The sequence below is a fragment of the Stecheria intestinalis genome (assembly GCF_009696165.1).
In the GTDB taxonomy this organism is placed as follows: domain Bacteria; phylum Bacillota_I; class Bacilli_A; order Erysipelotrichales; family Erysipelotrichaceae; genus Bulleidia; species Bulleidia intestinalis.
In genome coordinates, this window is record NZ_VUMN01000009.1 from 43,499 (window position 1) to 62,222 (window position 18,724).

Annotated in this window: 17 protein-coding genes and 1 other annotated feature; of the genes, 6 read left to right on the forward strand and 11 right to left on the reverse strand. The window is 50.4% G+C overall.

Features of this window, described 5'->3' with window-relative positions; genetic code table 11:
* Nucleotides 1–2: 2 nt before the first annotated feature.
* Nucleotides 3–590, reverse strand: coding sequence for an ECF-type riboflavin transporter substrate-binding protein (locus FYJ51_RS13535; RefSeq protein WP_105302977.1), 588 nt, complete (start codon nt 588–590; stop codon nt 3–5).
* A 52-nt stretch (nt 591–642) separates the two neighbouring features.
* Nucleotides 643–880, reverse strand: a binding site (T-box leader).
* A gap of 414 nt (nt 881–1,294) precedes the next feature.
* Here FYJ51_RS13535 and FYJ51_RS05275 point away from each other — a divergent pair.
* Both FYJ51_RS05275 and FYJ51_RS05280 read left to right on the forward strand, forming a co-directional pair.
* Nucleotides 1,295–2,443: a GGDEF domain-containing protein gene (locus FYJ51_RS05275; RefSeq protein WP_205946200.1), complete on the forward strand. Its 1,149-nt coding sequence runs from the start codon at nt 1,295–1,297 to the stop codon at nt 2,441–2,443.
* A 311-nt stretch (nt 2,444–2,754) separates the two neighbouring features.
* On the forward strand, nt 2,755–3,213 hold the full coding sequence (locus tag FYJ51_RS05280; protein ID WP_154504019.1) for a helix-turn-helix domain-containing protein: 459 nt from the start codon (nt 2,755–2,757) through the stop codon (nt 3,211–3,213).
* Nucleotides 3,214–3,487: 274 nt separating this feature from the next.
* Here the strand turns inward: FYJ51_RS05280 and FYJ51_RS05285 are convergent, their stop codons facing one another.
* The 9 genes from FYJ51_RS05285 to FYJ51_RS05325 are packed head-to-tail and all read right to left on the reverse strand — an operon-like array spanning nt 3,488 to nt 14,351.
* Nucleotides 3,488–4,159, reverse strand: coding sequence for a DNA alkylation repair protein (locus FYJ51_RS05285; protein WP_105302886.1), 672 nt, complete (start codon nt 4,157–4,159; stop codon nt 3,488–3,490).
* A 45-nt stretch (nt 4,160–4,204) separates the two neighbouring features.
* Nucleotides 4,205–5,533, reverse strand: a complete 1,329-nt coding sequence (rlmD, locus tag FYJ51_RS05290; RefSeq protein WP_235897227.1) for a 23S rRNA (uracil(1939)-C(5))-methyltransferase RlmD — start codon at nt 5,531–5,533, stop codon at nt 4,205–4,207.
* A 12-nt stretch (nt 5,534–5,545) separates the two neighbouring features.
* Entirely contained in the window at nt 5,546–6,220 is a 675-nt protein-coding gene (locus FYJ51_RS05295) for a hypothetical protein (RefSeq protein WP_154504023.1), read from the reverse strand.
* Between the two features lie 9 nt (nt 6,221–6,229).
* Nucleotides 6,230–7,672 carry an Asp-tRNA(Asn)/Glu-tRNA(Gln) amidotransferase subunit GatB gene (gatB, locus tag FYJ51_RS05300; RefSeq protein ID WP_105302884.1) on the reverse strand — a complete coding sequence of 481 codons (1,443 nt, stop codon included), beginning with the start codon at nt 7,670–7,672 and terminating at the stop codon, nt 6,230–6,232.
* 1 nt (nt 7,673) lies between these two features.
* Nucleotides 7,674–9,086, reverse strand: coding sequence for an amidase family protein (locus tag FYJ51_RS05305; protein ID WP_105302883.1), 1,413 nt, complete (start codon nt 9,084–9,086; stop codon nt 7,674–7,676).
* On the reverse strand, nt 9,086–9,382 hold the full coding sequence (gatC, locus tag FYJ51_RS05310; RefSeq protein WP_105302882.1) for an Asp-tRNA(Asn)/Glu-tRNA(Gln) amidotransferase subunit GatC: 297 nt from the start codon (nt 9,380–9,382) through the stop codon (nt 9,086–9,088). Before gatC ends, FYJ51_RS05305 begins: the two co-directional genes overlap by 1 nt.
* A 58-nt stretch (nt 9,383–9,440) precedes the next feature.
* Nucleotides 9,441–11,423, reverse strand: a complete 1,983-nt coding sequence (gene ligA / locus FYJ51_RS05315) for an NAD-dependent DNA ligase LigA (RefSeq protein WP_205946201.1) — start codon at nt 11,421–11,423, stop codon at nt 9,441–9,443.
* 1 nt (nt 11,424) lies between these two features.
* Entirely contained in the window at nt 11,425–13,623 is a 2,199-nt protein-coding gene (locus FYJ51_RS05320; RefSeq protein ID WP_154504025.1) for an ATP-dependent helicase, read from the reverse strand.
* Complete coding sequence (locus FYJ51_RS05325) at nt 13,620–14,351, reverse strand: GNAT family N-acetyltransferase (RefSeq protein ID WP_205946202.1); 732 nt, start codon at nt 14,349–14,351, stop codon at nt 13,620–13,622. Before FYJ51_RS05325 ends, FYJ51_RS05320 begins: the two co-directional genes overlap by 4 nt.
* A gap of 89 nt (nt 14,352–14,440) precedes the next feature.
* Here FYJ51_RS05325 and FYJ51_RS05330 point away from each other — a divergent pair, with 89 nt between their 5' ends.
* The 3 genes from FYJ51_RS05330 to FYJ51_RS05340 are packed head-to-tail and all read left to right on the forward strand — an operon-like array spanning nt 14,441 to nt 17,334.
* Nucleotides 14,441–15,328, forward strand: coding sequence for a class I SAM-dependent methyltransferase (locus FYJ51_RS05330; RefSeq protein WP_105302879.1), 888 nt, complete (start codon nt 14,441–14,443; stop codon nt 15,326–15,328).
* Nucleotides 15,321–16,004, forward strand: coding sequence for an RluA family pseudouridine synthase (locus tag FYJ51_RS05335; protein WP_105302878.1), 684 nt, complete (start codon nt 15,321–15,323; stop codon nt 16,002–16,004). The genes FYJ51_RS05330 and FYJ51_RS05335 overlap by 8 nt, the downstream gene beginning before the upstream one ends.
* On the forward strand, nt 15,982–17,334 hold the full coding sequence (locus FYJ51_RS05340) for a M15 family metallopeptidase (RefSeq protein WP_154504029.1): 1,353 nt from the start codon (nt 15,982–15,984) through the stop codon (nt 17,332–17,334). The genes FYJ51_RS05335 and FYJ51_RS05340 overlap by 23 nt, the downstream gene beginning before the upstream one ends.
* A gap of 47 nt (nt 17,335–17,381) precedes the next feature.
* Here FYJ51_RS05340 and FYJ51_RS05345 read toward each other — a convergent pair whose 3' ends face one another.
* Complete coding sequence (locus FYJ51_RS05345) at nt 17,382–18,212, reverse strand: putative ABC transporter permease (protein WP_154504031.1); 831 nt, start codon at nt 18,210–18,212, stop codon at nt 17,382–17,384.
* A gap of 23 nt (nt 18,213–18,235) precedes the next feature.
* Here FYJ51_RS05345 and FYJ51_RS05350 point away from each other — a divergent pair, with 23 nt between their 5' ends.
* Nucleotides 18,236–18,571 carry a hypothetical protein gene (locus FYJ51_RS05350; RefSeq protein ID WP_154504033.1) on the forward strand — a complete coding sequence of 112 codons (336 nt, stop codon included), beginning with the start codon at nt 18,236–18,238 and terminating at the stop codon, nt 18,569–18,571.
* The last annotated feature ends 153 nt before the right edge of the window (nt 18,572–18,724 follow it).

Sequence of the window (18,724 nt, forward strand, 5' to 3'; positions counted from 1 at the left end):
GATCAGTCTTCCTGTTTCAGATTCGTGCTGCGCGCATTGCGCTTTGCCAGCAGGAAAAGCAGCGGAATTCCGACGATAATCTGAACCGACGCATTCGAGATCACTGCGGCCAGTGCCTGACCCATGGTGATGGTAAGCTCCTGTGAATAGAACACGTACGTCAGAAACGGCGTGACGAGACCGAACGCAACCGCATTTCCGACAATCACCAGAACTGCATAAATCACTGCCTGCTTGCCGGTGAAGATGCCATCATTGATTCTTGCACCATAGACTCCAAGCAGACCGACGAAGAAGCCGAGAACCGCATTTCCGATCGACCAGTCAAACCAGAAACCCCAGCCCCCGATCAGATCAGAAATCACGTTTCCGAAAAATGCCGCAACTGCCGCCGGAACTGCCCCGAACAGGCCGCCGACAATCACATCCACCAGCATTGCTGTTGTCAGCGACGTATTCGTGAATACTCTGATGCCGCCGAAGTTCATCAGAACTCCGAACAGCGCCGCGCCGATCGCTACCCCTACAATTGTTCTTGTGTCCCATTTCCCCAGAATGTACGTTTTTACAGATTCTTTCTTTTCTGACATTTTCATGTCCCCCTTTTCTCTGTATGATCCCATGAACAGAAAAAGCTTCCATCCCAAGGACGAAAGCTCTGTTCGTGTTACCACCTTGTTTCCCATCTGCATCACTGCAGACAGCTCACGGAGTACCATCATACCCCAGTCCGCTAACGGGAACTCCCGGCAGCACCTACTATTGCTTCAGCACTGCAGCTCCGAGACCATCTTCCTCTCCTCCCGCATCACTTCGTTGCACCAGACCGAAGCTCTCTATGGATGCCGGCAGAGCATACTCTTCTCTTCCTCGCTGATACCCAACATTTTATCTGTATTGCTCAAAAAAGCAACGCATTTTTTCTGAAACAAGGTCAATTCATTTCTGAAAGTACCAAGTTTCTGAACCAGTCTGATTCCCTCGGACCTTTTCCCTGTGCATTGATCAATCCATTCTGTTCCGCACAGAAATCATTTTCACCGGAATTTGTGGAATTGTCCGGTTCTATGCAGGATTGTCAGAAGCTCATCCCGTGTTTTTCTGGTTTTCTGTACTATACTAGACACCGGCATAAGAAACGCATGCCTGCAGGCCGGAAAAGTTTCTGTCAATTTCAGCCGGCACGATCAGAATCGCATGAACTGTTATGATCTGAATTTCTGAAATTCAGCAGGGGTAGTATGAAACATACATGGAATTGCTTCGGGATATACAGAGAGAAGGTGATCAGCGGATGTCTATGACTGCGGTCAACTATCTGATCATCAACTTCAGCTGTCTCCTATGTGCTCTGATTCTTTACTGCCATACCGGAAACGATCTTGCCAGTTCGCTTGAAATTCATTTATTCAAGCTGCTGCTCCTCGTCTTCTGCCTCTTCATGATCGATGACAGCCTATGGGAACTTGCGATCAGTCAGACCATCTCAATTTCATACCAGGCCCGCAGCCTGCTGAATGCCATCGGTCTTGCCTGCCAGCCGGTCCTTTGCTATGTCTGGTATCTTTTCTCAGAAGTGCGCCTGAAACATGAAATCATCAGCAGGTCCTGGTTCATCCCGGTCACGGCCGCACCGATGATCGTGTCAGTCATACTGATCTTCACTTCTCTGAAGACCGGACTGATCTTCTACAGCGATCCAGTGGCTGAATACCACGGTCCTCTCTACGATCTGGTCATGGGCTTTGATTTTATCTATCTGATCCTGGTCACTATCCATGCAATCTCGAAGTCCGTGCATACAAAATCAAGAGTAGCTAAGAAGAGCTACTTCACGATGATCACGTTCGTGCTGTTCCCGTTTGCGGCAGGAATCATCGACAGCTTTATTCCAAACACGCCAGCCATGGCCCCAAGCATTCTATCCGCGCTTCTTCTGTTCTTCGTCAATGTGCAGGAGATGCAGATCTATTCTGATGCACTGACTGGCCTGAACAATCGCCGCCGCTCTGATCAGGTTCTGGAAGAGTTCATTGAGAAAGCTGGGCCTGCCACCGGATTCTATATCTTCATGATCGATGTGAACCGATTCAAGAACATCAATGACAGATTCGGACACATTGAAGGCGATCGTGCGCTGCAGAAGATTGCCTCTTCTCTGACTCAGGTCACAGGAAAATACGCAGTGTTTCTTTCCCGCTGGGGCGGTGATGAGTTCATGATCATCGGCTCTGAGAGCGCAATCGGTCCTGCAGAAGACTTTGCAGAGCTTCTGCGCCAGCAGGTCAGGACAGATGCAGAGAAACAGGGGCTGCCCTATGAACTTTCAATCAGTGTCGGCTATACGCTCTGTACTTCTTCTTCCGCATCTCCTGCTGATCTTACAGATGGAGCAGACTCCATGCTATATAAGGAAAAGCTCCTTGCACATCAGACGAGATAGTTTCTTCAGCAGCCATCAGAGCACTCTGATCGCTTCTTTTTTCTGCGCTCATGGTTTCCGGATTGATGCAAAAAGCTCTTCCGGAATTTCTTTTTACAGGGACCACTTTAAACAATTCCATTGACCGAACTTTTTTCAATTCTGTGACGAAGGGAAACTACCGCGCACTTAGTTCCTGGAACGAACAGGAAACCGTGATTCATGAAGGAGACTGCTATATCGGCCAGCCATCAGCGACTATGCTCTGCACAGTGACAGCAGAACCGATATCGTGATTACTGGCATCCTGATCCGGAAACAGGTTTTCTTCAATGAATATCTTTCTTCTCTTTCTGCACTTTTTCCTGAACCCTCAGATCAATCAGTACTCCGATGAATATATTCATCTGAAGCTTGAGATGAGTTCTCCGATCTGGGAGCTGCTCGATCTGATGCTAGTGGAATACGCAGACAAAACAGAAATTATTCAGAAGATTCTGAAGTCGATGACTTTCTCTCTCATGATGTATCTGACCAGAGAACACGGAAAGCAGCAGAACCAGGAACAGGAGAAATCAGCTGCGGATGAGATGATTCTGCGGATTGAAAAGTATATCAACTCCGCATCGCTTGGCAGCCTTTCTGCTCATTTCGGATATCACCCGAACTATATCTACGCAATGCTTCATAAGAAAACCGGAAAGGCCATTTCCGAACTTCTTCTTTCCTTCCGCGTGCAACAGGCGGAACTGCTTCTGAAGGACATCGATCTCTCTGGAGAAAATCGCTGATATGATCTGCTATCACAATACTTCAGATTTTTATTAAGCATTCCGCTTCTGGTTCCGTGTCTCTCCGAAGACCTGGAAAGAGAAGCTTGCAAAAGGAGAAGATGGAACACCCAATGCCTGAAAAGACAAATACAGACTATCCTCCATCAGATTCGAGCAGCATTCATGCATGAATGATATATTCCATGCATGAAAATGTTCTGAGGAAGTCTCTGCATTTCATGATTTCACAATTAAAGAAAACAGATTCCCTGAACAGAGAATCTGCCACAATCTACCTGAGCGTTTTCAGATACTCCTTATGTTCTTCAGAGATCCGATAGCTTTCAATAGCTTTCTGGATTGTCTTCTTATGAGTCCAGGGATCAAGCCTGCGCTCTTCAATATAAACAACTGAAGCATCATATTGTTTCGCCAGGGCCGTCGCAAAATACCATGCGACCATCATCCGGATATAATAGTCCTCACCTCTGACTCCCGCAACCCACTCCAGGTATTCTGATCTGAAGTCTTCTTCAAGAAATTCATTCATCAGCATCCGGATGGCAAATCTGACCGTATATACCTGTTCTGACTTGATCCATTTCCGGATCAGCGGGAGCAGCTTCTCATGATTCTTCGTAAAGACTTTCGGAGTTGCCTGATCGCACACTGCCCAGCAGTTCACATACGGGAGAAAGGTCTCCACTGCTTTCGCGCATTCCTCAAAATCCGGAATCATTGCGATCAGAAAGAAATGGATCATATTCTCTTCATAATACCTATGAGGAAGCTCTGCAAGAAACTTTTCTGCTTCTTCGGTTCCTCTGAGCTCTTTCGTGATCATGCGCAGATCTGGCGTTCTGACCCCGATCATCGTATCCTTCGGAATATTCGGAACAAGCTTGCTCTGGAAATCCTTGTACTTCTCATCAGCCAGTCCGGAAAGCCTTTCATATAGGGTCATAGGTCAATCTCCTTAATCTGATGAAGGAAGTTTTCTGGCTCTGATTTAATTTGTTCTGAGCAGTAATGCAATGTCTTCCACATGAAGCGTTCCCGGGAATAAATCAACAGGCTGGACCATCTTCAGCTCATACCCGTTTTCATGCATGAATGCTACGTCTCTGGCTAGAGTTGCCGGATCGCAGGAAACATAGACCAGCCGCTTCGGAGCAATCTTCAGAATCGCTTTCAGCGTATCTTCGGAACATCCCTTTCTGGGCGGGTCCACGATGACCACATCTGCCTTGATATGATTTGCAATCAGCTTCTTTGCCCCGGCCTGAGCATCGGCAGTAAAGAATTCAATGTTGTCCCTGTGATTGATGGCCGCGTTTACTTCAGCATCTTTCACCGCATCCGGAACAATCTCGATTCCGTAAACCTTCTTTGCATGCATGGAAGCGAGAATGCCAATGGTGCCAGTCCCGCAGTAAAGATCAATGACGGTTTCTTTGCCTGTCAGCCCAGCAGCTTCAATTGCCTTGCTGTAAAGAATTCTCGTGGCATATGGATTGATCTGGTAGAACGATCTTGCGCTGATCCTGAACCGGCATCCAAGCAGTTCTTCTTCGATATATGGTTTACCCCATACTGTGATCTCTTTGCCATCGAGAATCACATTGTCTTCTCTGCGGTTGATGACCGCAAGGATGCTGACAATCTCAGGATACTTTGCAGTAAGCTTCTGAATCAGCTGATCTGAGTTGCGGAACGGATACTCCCGCACCACCAGGCAGACCATGACCTGATCGGTCATATGGGCATGCTTGATCAGCACGAAGCGCATTGTTTTTGCACAGCCGAGGTCCTCAAACCAGCGATGGCAGTCCCGGATGATTGCATTGGAAAGATCCGTCTGCACCCAGCAGCGATCAAATTCCACGATCGTATTCGAGCGAGGCTGATAGAACCCCATCAGCACCTTTCCATCTTTCACCTGGACAGGAACCTGAACTTTATTCCGGTATCCGGTCCGATGTTCCTCCGTGAGAATCGGCTCCGGCGTGATTTCCATGCCTGCATTCTGGCGGAATACGCCCTTTACTTTATCTTCCTTGAAATGCTTCTGCGTTTCTTCATCCATGTGCATCAGCTGACAGCCGCCGCATTTCCGATAGACGGAACAGACCGGCTGAACACGATGCTGGGATGGCTTCAGCAGCTTGATGATGCGAGCATAGCCATAGTTCTTCTTCATGGCAGTGATGCCGAGTTCTGCTTCTTCACCTTCCAGCAGGCCCGGCABGAAGAAAACAATCCCGCCGATATGAACTACGCCTTCGCCATCATAGGTATATCCTTCACAGGTTCCGCGCCACACTTCATTCTTCTGCATAATTGCCATCCATTATTCCGTCGTATCCGGAGAAGGAGTATCTTCGGTCTCTCCTGCGCTGACATTCATATCGCCTGCAGAAGAAGCAGATGGCGCCGGGTTATTTCGCTCCTCAACCTTCTGACGCAGTTCTTCTGCCAGGGCAGCATCAATGGGTTCGCTGACCAGCTGCGTCACCGGCGCATCCATGGAGCTTGTCTTCGTCTCAATCACATAGACGAAGTTATCCGCATCCGCATCGGAGTCCTGCGTGTACACATGAATCTCAAGATCATACATCTTCATGTCATCATGCTGAGAGAAATAGACGGAAGGATCCAGCACGGAAGAAACATCATCATAGATCTCTGAAGCAATTGAAGAAGCAGTATCCGAAGATGCATCATCACTGATATCCGCATAGATTCTGAGCGTACCAGCAGTCAGATTGCAATACGTATCTTCCACTCCGCTGATGCCCTTGACTGAAGCAGAAATCTGCTTCAGCTGGTCTTCGGCAATTGCCGGATTCAGATCTCCCTCATAGCGATTTCCGAGAATCGGCTTGCCAGTATCTCCGGCTGCTGAAAGCAGAATATACCCCAGAATCACAAACGGCGTGATAAACAGAATAAAAACTGTCCAGAAAACAAATCTGGTCCGTTTATACGCCCGCGATTTCTTCTTTTTCCGAACAGTCTTTGCCATATTCCTCTGTTATTTTCCGATCCGCTTTGCGAGTTCTTCCTTGATCAGGCCGGAAACCATTCCTGGGTTTGCTTTCCCCTTCGACTGTTTCATGACCTGTCCGACCAGGAAGCCTACTGCACGATCCTTGCCAGCCGCATAATCGCTGATCGCCTGCGGATTCGCATCCAGAACCGACTGCACCATCGTTTCGATCGCACCAGCATCAGAAATCTGAGACAGACCCTTAGCCTTGGCAGCTTCTTCCGGATTCTTTCCGTTCATGACATCATCAATCAGTTCTTTTGCCTGCTTGCTGGAAATCTTTCCATCATCAATCATTGCAACGAGCTCAGACAGATCTTCCGGCTTCAGTGCGCAATGATCGATCGTCTTCTCGTTCTTGTTCAGCCATGCGCTGACATCGCTCAGCAGCCAGTTGCAGACACTCTTCGCATTCTTCGAAGTCTTCATGCACTGCTCGAAGAACTCTGACATCTCCTTGTTGGCAATCAGGATATTGATATCGTGTTCGCTGAGTCCGTATTCCTTCTCATACCGCTCTTTGCGGGCATCCGGGAGTTCAGGCATATGTTCCTGAATATTCCGGATCCATTCCGGATCCAGCCGGATCGGGAAGATATTCGGCTCCGGGAAGAATTTGTAGTCGACATTTCCTTCCTTGCGCCGCATCAGCTCCGTGGTCTGAGTCTTGTCATCCCAGCGGCGGGTTTCCTGATGCACTTCTCCGCCGGATTCCAGAACCTTCTTCTGACGTTCCACTTCATAGTCAACCGCTTTCCCGATATTGGAGATACTGTTCAGGTTCTTGATCTCATTCTTCGTGCCAAGCACAGAAGATCCCTTCGGCTTGATGGATACGTTGACATCGCACCGCATGGATCCTTCTTCCATCTTGACATCGGAAACACCGACATAATACAGCGTCTGACGCAGTGCTTCGACATATGCCTCCGCCTCCTGGCCAGTCGTCATATCCGGTTCGGATACGATCTCAATCAGCGGCGTTCCGGCACGGTTGTAGTCCAGAAGCGTCTCATTGACTGACGCAAGATGATACTGCTTGGCAGTATCTTCTTCCATATGAATCCGGTTGATCCGGATCTTCTTCTTTCCGTTCGGCGTGTCGATCATCACATAGCCATTGCGGCCGATCGGATGGAACTGCTGCGTAATCTGGAATCCCTTCGGAAGATCCGAATAGTAGTAATTCTTCCGGTCAAACTTCACGACCGGATCAATCGTCAGATGCAGAGCCGTGCATGCTTCAACAGCGAGCTTCACTGCTTCCCGGTTCACGCAAGGCATCGCGCCCGGCTCGCCGAGATCGATCTCGTTAACTGCCGTATTTGCCTTTCTGCCATACGTGCATGGTGCTCCGGAGAACATCTTCGTAGCCGTCTTCAGCTGTACGTGAATTTCAATGCCGATTGTCACATCATAGTCTGCCATCTCATTTCACCTCCGCATGAAGATCTTTGTAACCGGTGATTTCTTCAATTGCCTTGCCGAAGTCAAACATTGTTTCTTCTTCAAATGCCCGGCAGGTCAGATTCACTCCGATCGGGCATCCGTCTTCAAATCCCATCGGAACCGTCATGGAAGGATAGCCGCTGAAATTGCCGATGCACATATGATTCTCAGCGATCAGATAGTTGTCGCTCAGCTCATTCAGGCTGCGGTCATTCAGCTTCGGTGCAATTCCTCCGGAAGCCGGCGCAATCAGGCAGTCCGCATCTTTCAGGCAGTCATTCAGCTGATTGACGATCAGTCTGCGGACCTTCTGCGCTTTGCGGAACAGACGCTCCTGGTTCTCATCAAACAAGCCATAGGAGCCGATGACAAACCGTCTGCGGATCAGCGGTCCGAATCCCTTCGTGCGGGAATTCGTCATGATCTCCTGCATCGAAGCACCTTCTTCACGCACTCCGAAGCGAATTCCGTCAAGATTCGAATGATTCGAAGTAGCTTCGCAGTTAGCAATCAGATAATACGTCGGCAGCATCACCTTCATGAGGTCTTCATCAAAATGGAACACCGACACTTCCGCCCCGCGTTCCTTCAGCTTCGCCATGAGGTCATTGAATATCTTCACGGTTTCCTGATTCTGCTGGGAATCCATCACGTTGCCGAAAACGGCAATCTTCTTGCCATGCATGTCCGAATTGAGCAGGGCAGAATAATCCGGAACCGGGCGATAGGACGTCGTCATATCCCGGTCATCTCTTCCCGCCAGAACCTTCAGCGTCACGCATGCGTCTTCAATCGAACGCGTGAAGTATCCGACATGATCCAGCGAAGATGCGTACGGGATGATGCCATAGCGGCTGATGCGGCCATAGGTCGGCTTGACGCCGACAATGCCGCAGAAGCTTGCCGGCTTGCGGACTGAGTCACCCGTATCAGAACCGATTGCCATCGGCACAACCCCGCTTGCGACCAGCGCTGCGCTGCCACCGGATGAACCGCCGGTCATTCTGGTCTGATCCCATGGATTGTAAGCAGGTCCGGTGAAGCAGGTCGTATTCGTGCCGCCCATGGCCAGTTCATCCATGGATGCTTTGGCAATGGTCACAGCCCCGGCTGCCTTGAGCTTGTCGACAATTGCCGCATTGTAGATCGGCACATAGTTGCTGAGAATCCGGGATCCGGCTGTTGTCAGGATTCCTTTCGTATTCACGTTGTCCTTGAGGGCAATCGGAACCCCGCGCATCAGTCCTTCTTCCGGAAGTTCCTTCAGCTGTTCTTCCGGATCCACGAAGGTGATGACGTCATTCAGCTTCGGCTGAAGTTCCTGTGCTTTCCTGTAGGCTTCGCGGCAGCGTTCTGCTGCGCCGGCCTTGTCTTTTGCCATCTCTTCAATCATCACTTCACCACCCGCGGCAGGACAAAGTGTCCTTCCAGCTTCTTATCCACATTCGAAAGTGCTTCTTCCTGCGTGATGACGTTGGACACCTGATCATCTCTGAGGAAAGAAGTCTCTTCTTCAAACGGATAGACCATCGGCTCAACGCCATCCGTATTCACTGCATCCAGCAGTTCCAGCTGCCGGTTCAGCGTATCAAATTCTTTTACGATGTCATCTGCTTCCTGATCGGACAGATCAAACATCAGCTGATGTGCCAGGCCCTTGAAATAAGCCGCATCATGTTTTTCTTCCATATCAAGCCTCTTTTTCCAATGTTCAATTCTAAAGGCAACCCTGGAGGATTGCAACTGACTAGGAAGCGAACCGCTCCGTGAATTCATCTTCCGAAATAATCGGAATATTGAGCTGATGTGCTTTCTGATTCTTCGATGATGTAGAATTCACATCATTGTTGATCAGATAGGACGTGCTCTTCGAGACAGAGCCCGTTACCTTTCCGCCCTGAGATTCGATATATGCCTTCAGTTCATTCCGGTTCTTGTAATGATGCACATCGCCGGTGACCACAAAGGTCAGACCTTCGCAGCGATTTCCGCTTGCCTTCTGCGTCGTCTCTTCGACGGTGATTATCGTCAGAAGATCATTCAGCACGGCCAGGTTCTCCGGATCCTTGAACCAGGTCACAAACGCCTTGCTCTTCTCCGGACCGATTCCGTCAATCATCGAGAACACATCATCCTGTTCTGCGGACTCTGCTTTTGCAAACAGTTCCTTCCAGGAATAAGCACCAAGCAGCTTCTTGGCAACATCCGGCCCGACCAGCGGAATGCATAACGCATAGATCAGTCTGGCATCCGTCACGGAAGAAGCCTTTGCGACAGAATCCACGAGATTCTGCGCACTCTTCTCCCCGAATCCATCCAGCTGTGCGATCTCATCCCGGTGCATCGGCAGGCGGTACACATCCGCAAACGTCCTGATCCAGCCTTCATTGATGAACCTTGACAGGGTCTGTTCCGAAATGCCATCCACATCCATGCCAGCCTTCGAGACAAAGCGCGTGAACTTCTTCAGCGACTTGGCCGTGCACTTCGGGTTCGTGCAGCGCAGCGTCTTCGTTCCGGAAACATCGCTTTCATGAATCTCGGTCGGTGCACCGCACACCGGACATACAGCAGGAATCTGAAGAGATCCTTCCGTATGGCTTACATGAATGACCTTCGGAATGATCTTGTTTGCCTTGATAACAGAAAGAACGGTACCTTTGCTTCCGATGCCCAGCCGCTCGCACTCGCTGATATTGCAGAGACTGGCTCTGCGGACCGTTGTCCCTTCGAGCTCTACCGGATCAAATACTGCCACCGGCGTGATCGTCGAAGCAGCACATGACCATTCCACATACTCCAGCTTTGTTTCCGCCGACTCATCCTGCCATTTGAAGGCATATCCAGCCCTGGTCGCATGATGTCCGGTCACGGAACCGGTGCTTGCATAAACCGTGTCATCATAAGAGATGACCAGCCCGTCTACCGGATAAGGATTGGAGCCATCCGTGACTTTCTCGGTCCATGCATGGATGCGGGCATTGATCGTCTCGAGATCCGGATGATCAATCCGCTCATGATCCACGGTATGGAATCCGAGTCCCTCGAGGAATGCCATGCGTTCTCCCCAGGAAACAATCTCATGCTCGGTAAAGACCAGCGTGAACGGAATCCAGCGGATGCCTCTGCGCTTTACTTCTTCGACATCTTTCAGAGACAGCGAACCGCTGGCCAGATTTCTTGGATTTGCATAGTCCTCATCGCTCTCCATGCGGAACTTCTCGAAGTCCGCATAGCTGATCACCGCCTCGCCGCGGATGACCAGATGCCCTTTTTCCGTGATTTCAGGCAGAATGCCATGAATCGCGGAAGAAAGATGCGTGATATTCGTTCCGATATGACCATCGCCGCGAGTCACGACCTTCGTCAGCTTCCCGTTATCATAGGTCACGACCAGGGTCAGGCCATCCAGCTTCCAGGACAGCCAGATCGGTCTGCCCTCTGCCCATTTCACGAGATCTTCCGGTTTCTTGGTCTTGGCAAGGGACAGCGCCGGGAATTCATGCGGTTCTTTCTGCCCGGCAATCGAATCTGCACTGACCCGGTTCGTCGGAGAATCCGGCAGGATTTCTCCGGTTTCCTGCTCCAGCTTCTTCAGCTCATCGAACATGGCGTCCCATTCATAGTCCGTCATCTGTTCAGTCTTGCCGTTGTAATATGCATCTGCCGCCGTATTCAGCTGATCAACCAGCTGACGCATGCGCAGAGACTTGTCTTCTGCTTCGCTCATTTCAGCCCTCTGTCTTGTTCTTTTTCTTCAGGGAAGGATGTCCTGCCGCAATCTTGTGAACTCCGGCCGGATATGCAAACGCAATCGTGGCAATGCCACCGCTCACGCTGATCACGACGCCTTCGCCGAACTTGGCATGTTCTACTATATCGCCAGTCTTCACGCCGCCTTTTTTCGAAGGTTCCAGAACCGACTTTGTCCGGATCAGATCCATCTTCGGCTCAGCCTCGACCCGGACTCTGGTATTCTGAGCCATTCTTCTGCCGGAAGAAGCTTCTTCCTGACGCTGTCCGCCGATATGGCGGATATAAGCAGGATCAATTTCTTCCAGGAAGCGGGAAGGCGTACGCACCCGCTGCAAGATGAAGCTGAATCCTCCTGCTTCCGTCAGGAACAGCCGTTTTCTTGCCCGGGTGAATGCGACATAGGCAAGCCGGCGCTCTTCTTCCACGCCGCGCATGCCTTCATTCATCGCCCGCTCATTCGGGAAGATGCCATCATTCAGATCCGTCACGAAGACCGTATCGAACTCCAGACCTTTGGCCGCATGAACCGTCATCATCTGCACGCAGTCTGCCGTCTGGGCCTCGTCCCGGTCTCCATACAGCGATACTTCCTGCAGATATTCATCCATGGTTCCTTCCGGATTGTTCTTCTCGAACTGGCGGATATCATCAATCAGTTCCTTCAGGTTCTCCACCCGATCCGAATCCTCCGGATTCTCTTCCAGGGAAGCCTGATATCCGGATTCCGTCATGATTTTGCTGAACAGCTGATCCAGAGAATATTCTCCGCTCTCCATGTCCTTGCGCCAGGATTCCACCTGAGCAGAGAAATGATCCAGCGTATTCTGAGTCTTTGCGGAAAACAGCGGTTCCTTCTTCAGAACCTCGTACATGCTGCAGGACTCTTCCTCTGCCTTGGCAGCTAATGTTTCCAGTGTCTTCTGACCGATCCCTCTCTTCGGACGGTTGACGATTCTGCGGAACGACAGATCATCGCCAGTCACAACCATGCGCAGATAGCATAATGCATCCTTGATTTCCTGACGCTCATAGAACCTCGTGCCCCCGAAGATGATGTAAGGCACAAACGCATCCCGGAGTCCTTTTTCGATCGAACGGGACAGATAGTTGGAACGATACAGAATCGCCATGCTGCGGTATTCGCTGCCTTTGGCATGAAGCTGGCGGATCTCTTCTGCAATCCAGGCAGCTTCATACTCATCGCTCACCGCACTGTAATGGACAATCTTCTCATCGCTCTTGTTCGTCGTGAACAGTTCTTTCTTCAGACGATGCTTATTATTCTTGATGACCGAGTTTGCCCCATTCAGAATGCAGGCAGTCGAACGGTAGTTCTGATTGAGCATGATCGTCTCTGCACCAGGAAAGTCCTTCGTGAAGTTCATGATGATGTCGACATCCGCACCTCTCCACGTATAGATCGTCTGGTCCGGATCGCCGACCACATAGACACTGTTCTTTTCACCAGCCAGCTGGCGGATCAGCACATACTGCATGCGGTCGATATCCTGGAACTCATCGACATGGATATAGGCAAAGTGATTCTGCCACTTAGCCAGAATATCAGGGAACTTCCGGAACATCCTGACCGTCCAGAAAATGAGGTCATCAAAATCAAGCGCATACAGCTCTTCCTGGCGCTTCAGATAGTATTCATACACCTTTGCCTTGATCTTCTCTCCGGAATACTTTCCGGCAATCTCCATTGCCCTTTCCGGCGTGATCTCCGCAGCCTTGTTGTTCGAGATGTAATCCAGCAGAGAACCGAAACTGAACTGCTGCGTATCAACCTCATACTTCTTATACGCCTCTTTCAGAATCGATTTCTGATCATCCGCATCCATGACCGTAAAATTCCGCGGATATCCCATCGACTGGATATCCTGGCGCAGGATGCGCACGCAGAGACTGTGAATCGTGCTGATCCAGGGCATGCCCTCTTCTTCCTTCAGCATTCCCCGGATCCGTTCCTTCATTTCATTCGCTGCTTTATTCGTGAACGTGATGGCCAGGATCTTCCACGCCGGCACCCGCTCATCTTCAATCAGATGBGCAATCCGCATCGTCAGGACACGCGTCTTGCCGCTGCCTGCTCCTGCTACAATCCGCAGATATCTGGAATCACTCAGCACTGCTTTCTTCTGATTCTCATTCAGCAAACCGGTATCTATCATTTCTGTCTCATGCTCCAGTAACCAATGTCTTCATAACCAATCTTCTTGTATATCTTTGCCGCCTGCGGATTGGTATAGAACAGACACGGCATCCTTCCCTCTGCCAAAAGATCATCCGAAAGCTTTGTCACACACGCTTCCGCATAGCCATGGCAGCGATATTCCTCATTCGTGCATACAGAAACCACCATGGCCAGATTCCTGCACTCCGCTGAACTGGCAGCGACAGATACCGCATTCCCATTCTTCCGGATTCCATAATACCGGCTCCCTTTTTCTTCGGTATTCACTTTGCTGACACTGGAATGCGGAAACGAAGCATTCAGCAGTTCCATGATGTCTTCCGCATCCTCCGGCCCCAGTCTTGCCACTTCTGAAGTATCCGTCTTCTGATATGGTTTCTTCATTGCCGCAAATCTGCATTCCGAATGAACCGGAAATTCATCCAGATTCAATTCTCTGATCAGGCTGGTTTCACCGCTGATCGTCACCGGGTCCAGCTGCTGAATCAGTTCTTCCAGAAACTTCTGATCAATCCGATGCTCATAGCTCTGCAGGATCAGCGATCTTCCAGGCGCATAATAAAGAAATACCGAATGGATTCCCGAAGCATCTTCGTCCATCCATACGGATACCTTGTTTCCATCCACTCCGAAATTCTCGATATCTCCGATCAGAAACAGGTTCATCGCCGGATTTTGACCGAGATATGCAGAGAGTTCTTTCAAATCTTTTTCTTCCGCTTTTCTCATGAGTATGATTATACCATCAGTCCTGCCGGACTCCCCGCATGATATAATGGCCGAAAGGGAAAAACATGAGCGCACTATTACGAGCAGATCAATGGAAAGATTACGTCCTTCTGGACGCAGGAAATGGTGAGAAACTGGAGCAGTGGAAAGGCATCACCCTGCGCCGTCCGGACCCTCAGGCTATCTGGCCCAATGATCCGGAAGAGCCTCTCTGGAACCATGCTGATGCAGTCTATCATCGTTCCAGCAAAGGCGGAGGCCAGTGGGAATACCGTAAGAAGCTTCCGGAATCCTGGACCGTTTCTTATAAGAACCTCACCTTCAAAGTATCTCCGACCGGATTCAAGCACACCGGCCTGTTTCCGGAACAGGCAGTCAACTGGGACTGGATGAGCGATCTGATCCGGGCACATTCTGATGAGAACCTCAGAATTCTGAATCTCTTTGCTTATACCGGCGGTGCAACCATGGCTTGTTCGGCAGCCGGTGCTGCCGAAGTTGTCCATGTGGATGCGGCCAAGGGCATGGTGCAGTGGGCCAAGGAAAACCGGGACCTCTGCAATCTGCAGGATCATACGATCCGCTTCATCGTCGACGATGTCATGAAGTTCGTCGAACGGGAAAAGCGCAGAGGACATACCTATCATGGCATCCTGATGGATCCTCCTTCTTACGGAAGAGGCCCGAATGGGGAAATGTGGAAATTCGAAAAAGAAATCTCCGGTCTGATTCAGGCCTGCCTGGACGTTCTCGATCCTCATGCGCTGTTCTTCCTGATCAACAGCTATACTGCAGGATTCTCAAGCATTGTTCTGGAAGACCTCATGAAGACGATGATTCTTCCAGAACATCCGGATGGCGCCGTCACTGCCGGAGAAGTCGCGATTCCGATGAAAAACCGGGATCTGAATCTGCCCTGCGGCATATACGGAAGATGGCAGCGCAATGATTAAGGTCCTGTATGAAGACAACCACCTGCTCTGCGTCGAGAAACCAGTAAACGTTCCCGTCCAGGCAGACGCAAGCGGCGACATGGATCTGCTTACGATGTGCAAGGACTATATCAAGGCAAAGTATCACAAGCCAGGCAATGTCTATCTCGGCCTCGTCCATCGACTGGACCGGCCGACTGGCGGAACAATGGTATTTGCCCGCACTTCCAAAGCAGCCTCCCGTCTCAGCGACAGCATCCGGAAGAAGGAATTTCAGAAAACCTACCTAGCCATTCTGGACGGAACCCCGAAAGAGAAACAGGGAACCCTGACTGATTACCTGGAAAAAGATTCCCGTACCAACATGGTCAGAGTCAGCGATCCTGCCCATGGCAAGAAGTGCATTCTTCACTATGAAGTACTTGCTGAAAAAGAAGGCAGAACTCTGGTCCGCGTCCATCTTGAAACCGGACGCAGCCACCAGATCCGGGTGCAGTTTTCTTCCAGAAATCTGCCTCTGGTCAATGATCAGCGCTACAATTCCCGCGCCAAGCGCGGCCAGATCGCCCTATGGGCATATGATCTCGTATTCCCGCACCCGATTACCAGGGAGCCGGTGCGGGTCACTTCGTTCCCTCCGGAGAGTGCTCCCTGGAATCTGTTCGAGGTGAAGCATGTCTGTGAAACGAAACCCTGAAAGAAAAAAGAAAAAGCGCAGAAGATACCGCCTGGTCATTCCCGGTCAGACCAGCACTTCTTCCAGGAAACCTGCTGCTGTCCGCAAAGCTCCGGTAAAAAAGAAGAAACGCGTCCGCCGTCACCTGCGCAAGGAAATCTGGTTTGTACTGGCTGGCATTGCTGCTGTGCTTCTCATGATTTATGTACCGCGCATCCGCCAGTCCAATGCCTTGAAGAAGCTTGGCTACAGCAAAGAAGCGATCACTGCAATCCGGAAAGACAATCTCGCTGATACGCTGCTGGAGAATCAGTATTACAGTGACTATCTGCAGAGTTCCATTCTCGATGGAACCCTGAATACCGACTATCTGGATCTTTACACGGTGGTCTCTGCTGACCGCGGCCTCGATGCCAGAGACTTTCTGATCGCCCGCCGCCTCAGAGATAAGGGCTATGAAGCCGATCAGATTCAGAACCTTTTCAAGGATCTGGAATGGTGGGAAATCACGCCTCTCTTAGTCTTCGACTACCAGCCCATCGAAACGAATTATATTGATGACGTCATCAGCCACCGCGACACGAATTCCCGCACGAACTTCGTGCTGAGCGGAACCTATTACACCCCATATGGCAACACGAAAGCAGCCGACAGCTCCAGCGTCACGATGCTGGTCAGCAAGACCTATTATCTCGACCAGTCTTATTCGCCAGCAGGTCTGACCGAGCTTTCAAGCTACTATGCCGCCTCCGGACAGCAGCTTGCGGCAGAAGCAGCCTCAGCCATGCAGGCATGGGGAGATGCCGGCCGGGCAGTGAATGTCTATTTCTACGCAAGCAGTGCCTACCGTTCCTTTGAATCCCAGGAAAACGTCTATAATAATTATGTCCTTGCCTATGGGGAAGACGGTGCTGATGCGCTGAGCGCAAGACCTGGCTTCTCTGAACATCAGACCGGCCTGACTGTTGACTTAGCCGCGACCGGAGATGATGAAGGCCTCGAATTCAAGGATACTGCTGCCTATCAGTGGACCAGCACGAACTCCCAGGACTACGGATGGATTCTCCGCTATCCGCAGGGCAAAGAGTCAATCACCGGATACGAATTCGAATCATGGCATTACCGCTATGTCGGAATCGAAATTGCCCAGGCAGTCTATAACTCCCAGCTGACCTATGATGAATTCTGGATGCTGTATCTGGCGCCATGGGAAAGTGCAGACAATAAACCATCTGATGCAGTGCTGAACGCTGCCAGCTACAAGGTATATTATCTCGGACAATCTGCAGAACTATCTGCAGCTTCTGCTTCTCCTTCTGCAGATAGTTCTGCCAGCCCGTCCTCTAATTGAATCTCTTCAGAAAACATTCAGAAACCCGGATGTTTTCTTTTTTCTCCTCATCGTTCTTCTTTCTCTCGATCTTTCAGCGAACCATAATGGCGATGTTTCATATCCGGGAACACGCGGACCAGACGGCTTTCGCCATGGCCTTTTCCGCCATACAGCTTCTGTCTCAGTTCTGCATATTTCTGCTCCAGTTCTCTCTGATCCCGGAATTCTGCCCTTGCAAGCTCTGCCTGAACGCGCGATTCCTGCACGCGCTGTGTGGTTTCAAGCGCCTGCCTGCCAAGCCGCTGCGACATCGGATCCGAGATGCTTCTCAGCCGCTTTCTTATCTGATCCAGATGTTCCAGATCCTGATCCAGAGCATGCGCAGAACGATTCGTCACATACAGGTCTGTGAGCAGTCCTGTATAGGCAATGATCAGAAACACCCATCCGAGGGTCGAACTATGCCTTGTAAAAGAAACTGCAGACAGCAGCGGCTGAATCACTTCAATCAGCAGGACTGCCGCAAAGCCCCAGATCACCGTGAATTCAAGGCAGATATAACCTCTGAAATTAAATGGCTTATGGCTGTAGTCCCACCACTTCACATGAAACGCTTTCTCCAGGATCATTCCGCCAGCCAGCTCAATCAGATCGCCAGCGGCCGCTCCGAACAGAAATACCACCCACACCGGAACCTGGACTCCGGAAGGGACCTGACTGGTCAGATATGTCACCGCCAGACCTCCGAATCCGTAAATCGGACATACCGGTCCATTCAGCATTCCGCAATTGATGATCTTTCCCCGGACTGCCGCATTGTACAATACTTCTCCGCACCAGCCTCCGAACGCATAAATCAGAAATAATACTGCTCCCCTGTAAATAATTTCCAGCATATGAATCACTTTAACACACCCGCATGGAATTTCTCTATCCCGGGATTGCAGAAGAACGCCTCTTATGTAGAAATAGGCTTAGAGAGCCTCCAGACGAGACACAGAAGGCGTTTGGCAAAGCACTGGACGGCAAGACCGGAATCTCATACAGTCCGATCGTGCCGCTTGCCCAGCACGTAGTTTCAGGAATGAATTACTCGATTCTCTGCATGGAACAGACGCCAGCTATGGATGGGCAGCCCGAGCTTTATATCCTCACAATTTATGAAGATCTGGATGGAAATGCGGACATTTTCAAGGACACTTTATTTGATCACTCTGCTGCTAGAGTGTCTGCGGCAGCCTCCATCGCTCCTTAATCAGCCAGGGCATATGAACCCGATACTGAATTCACTCCTGAGGACATCCCGGAAGCCGTGCTGCTTGGCACACAGACCATTTCCTTAGCCAATGATGCCATGCTATGCCTGATCACCAAGGCTTTTAACGATTGCGAAGCTTACGGCACCTGT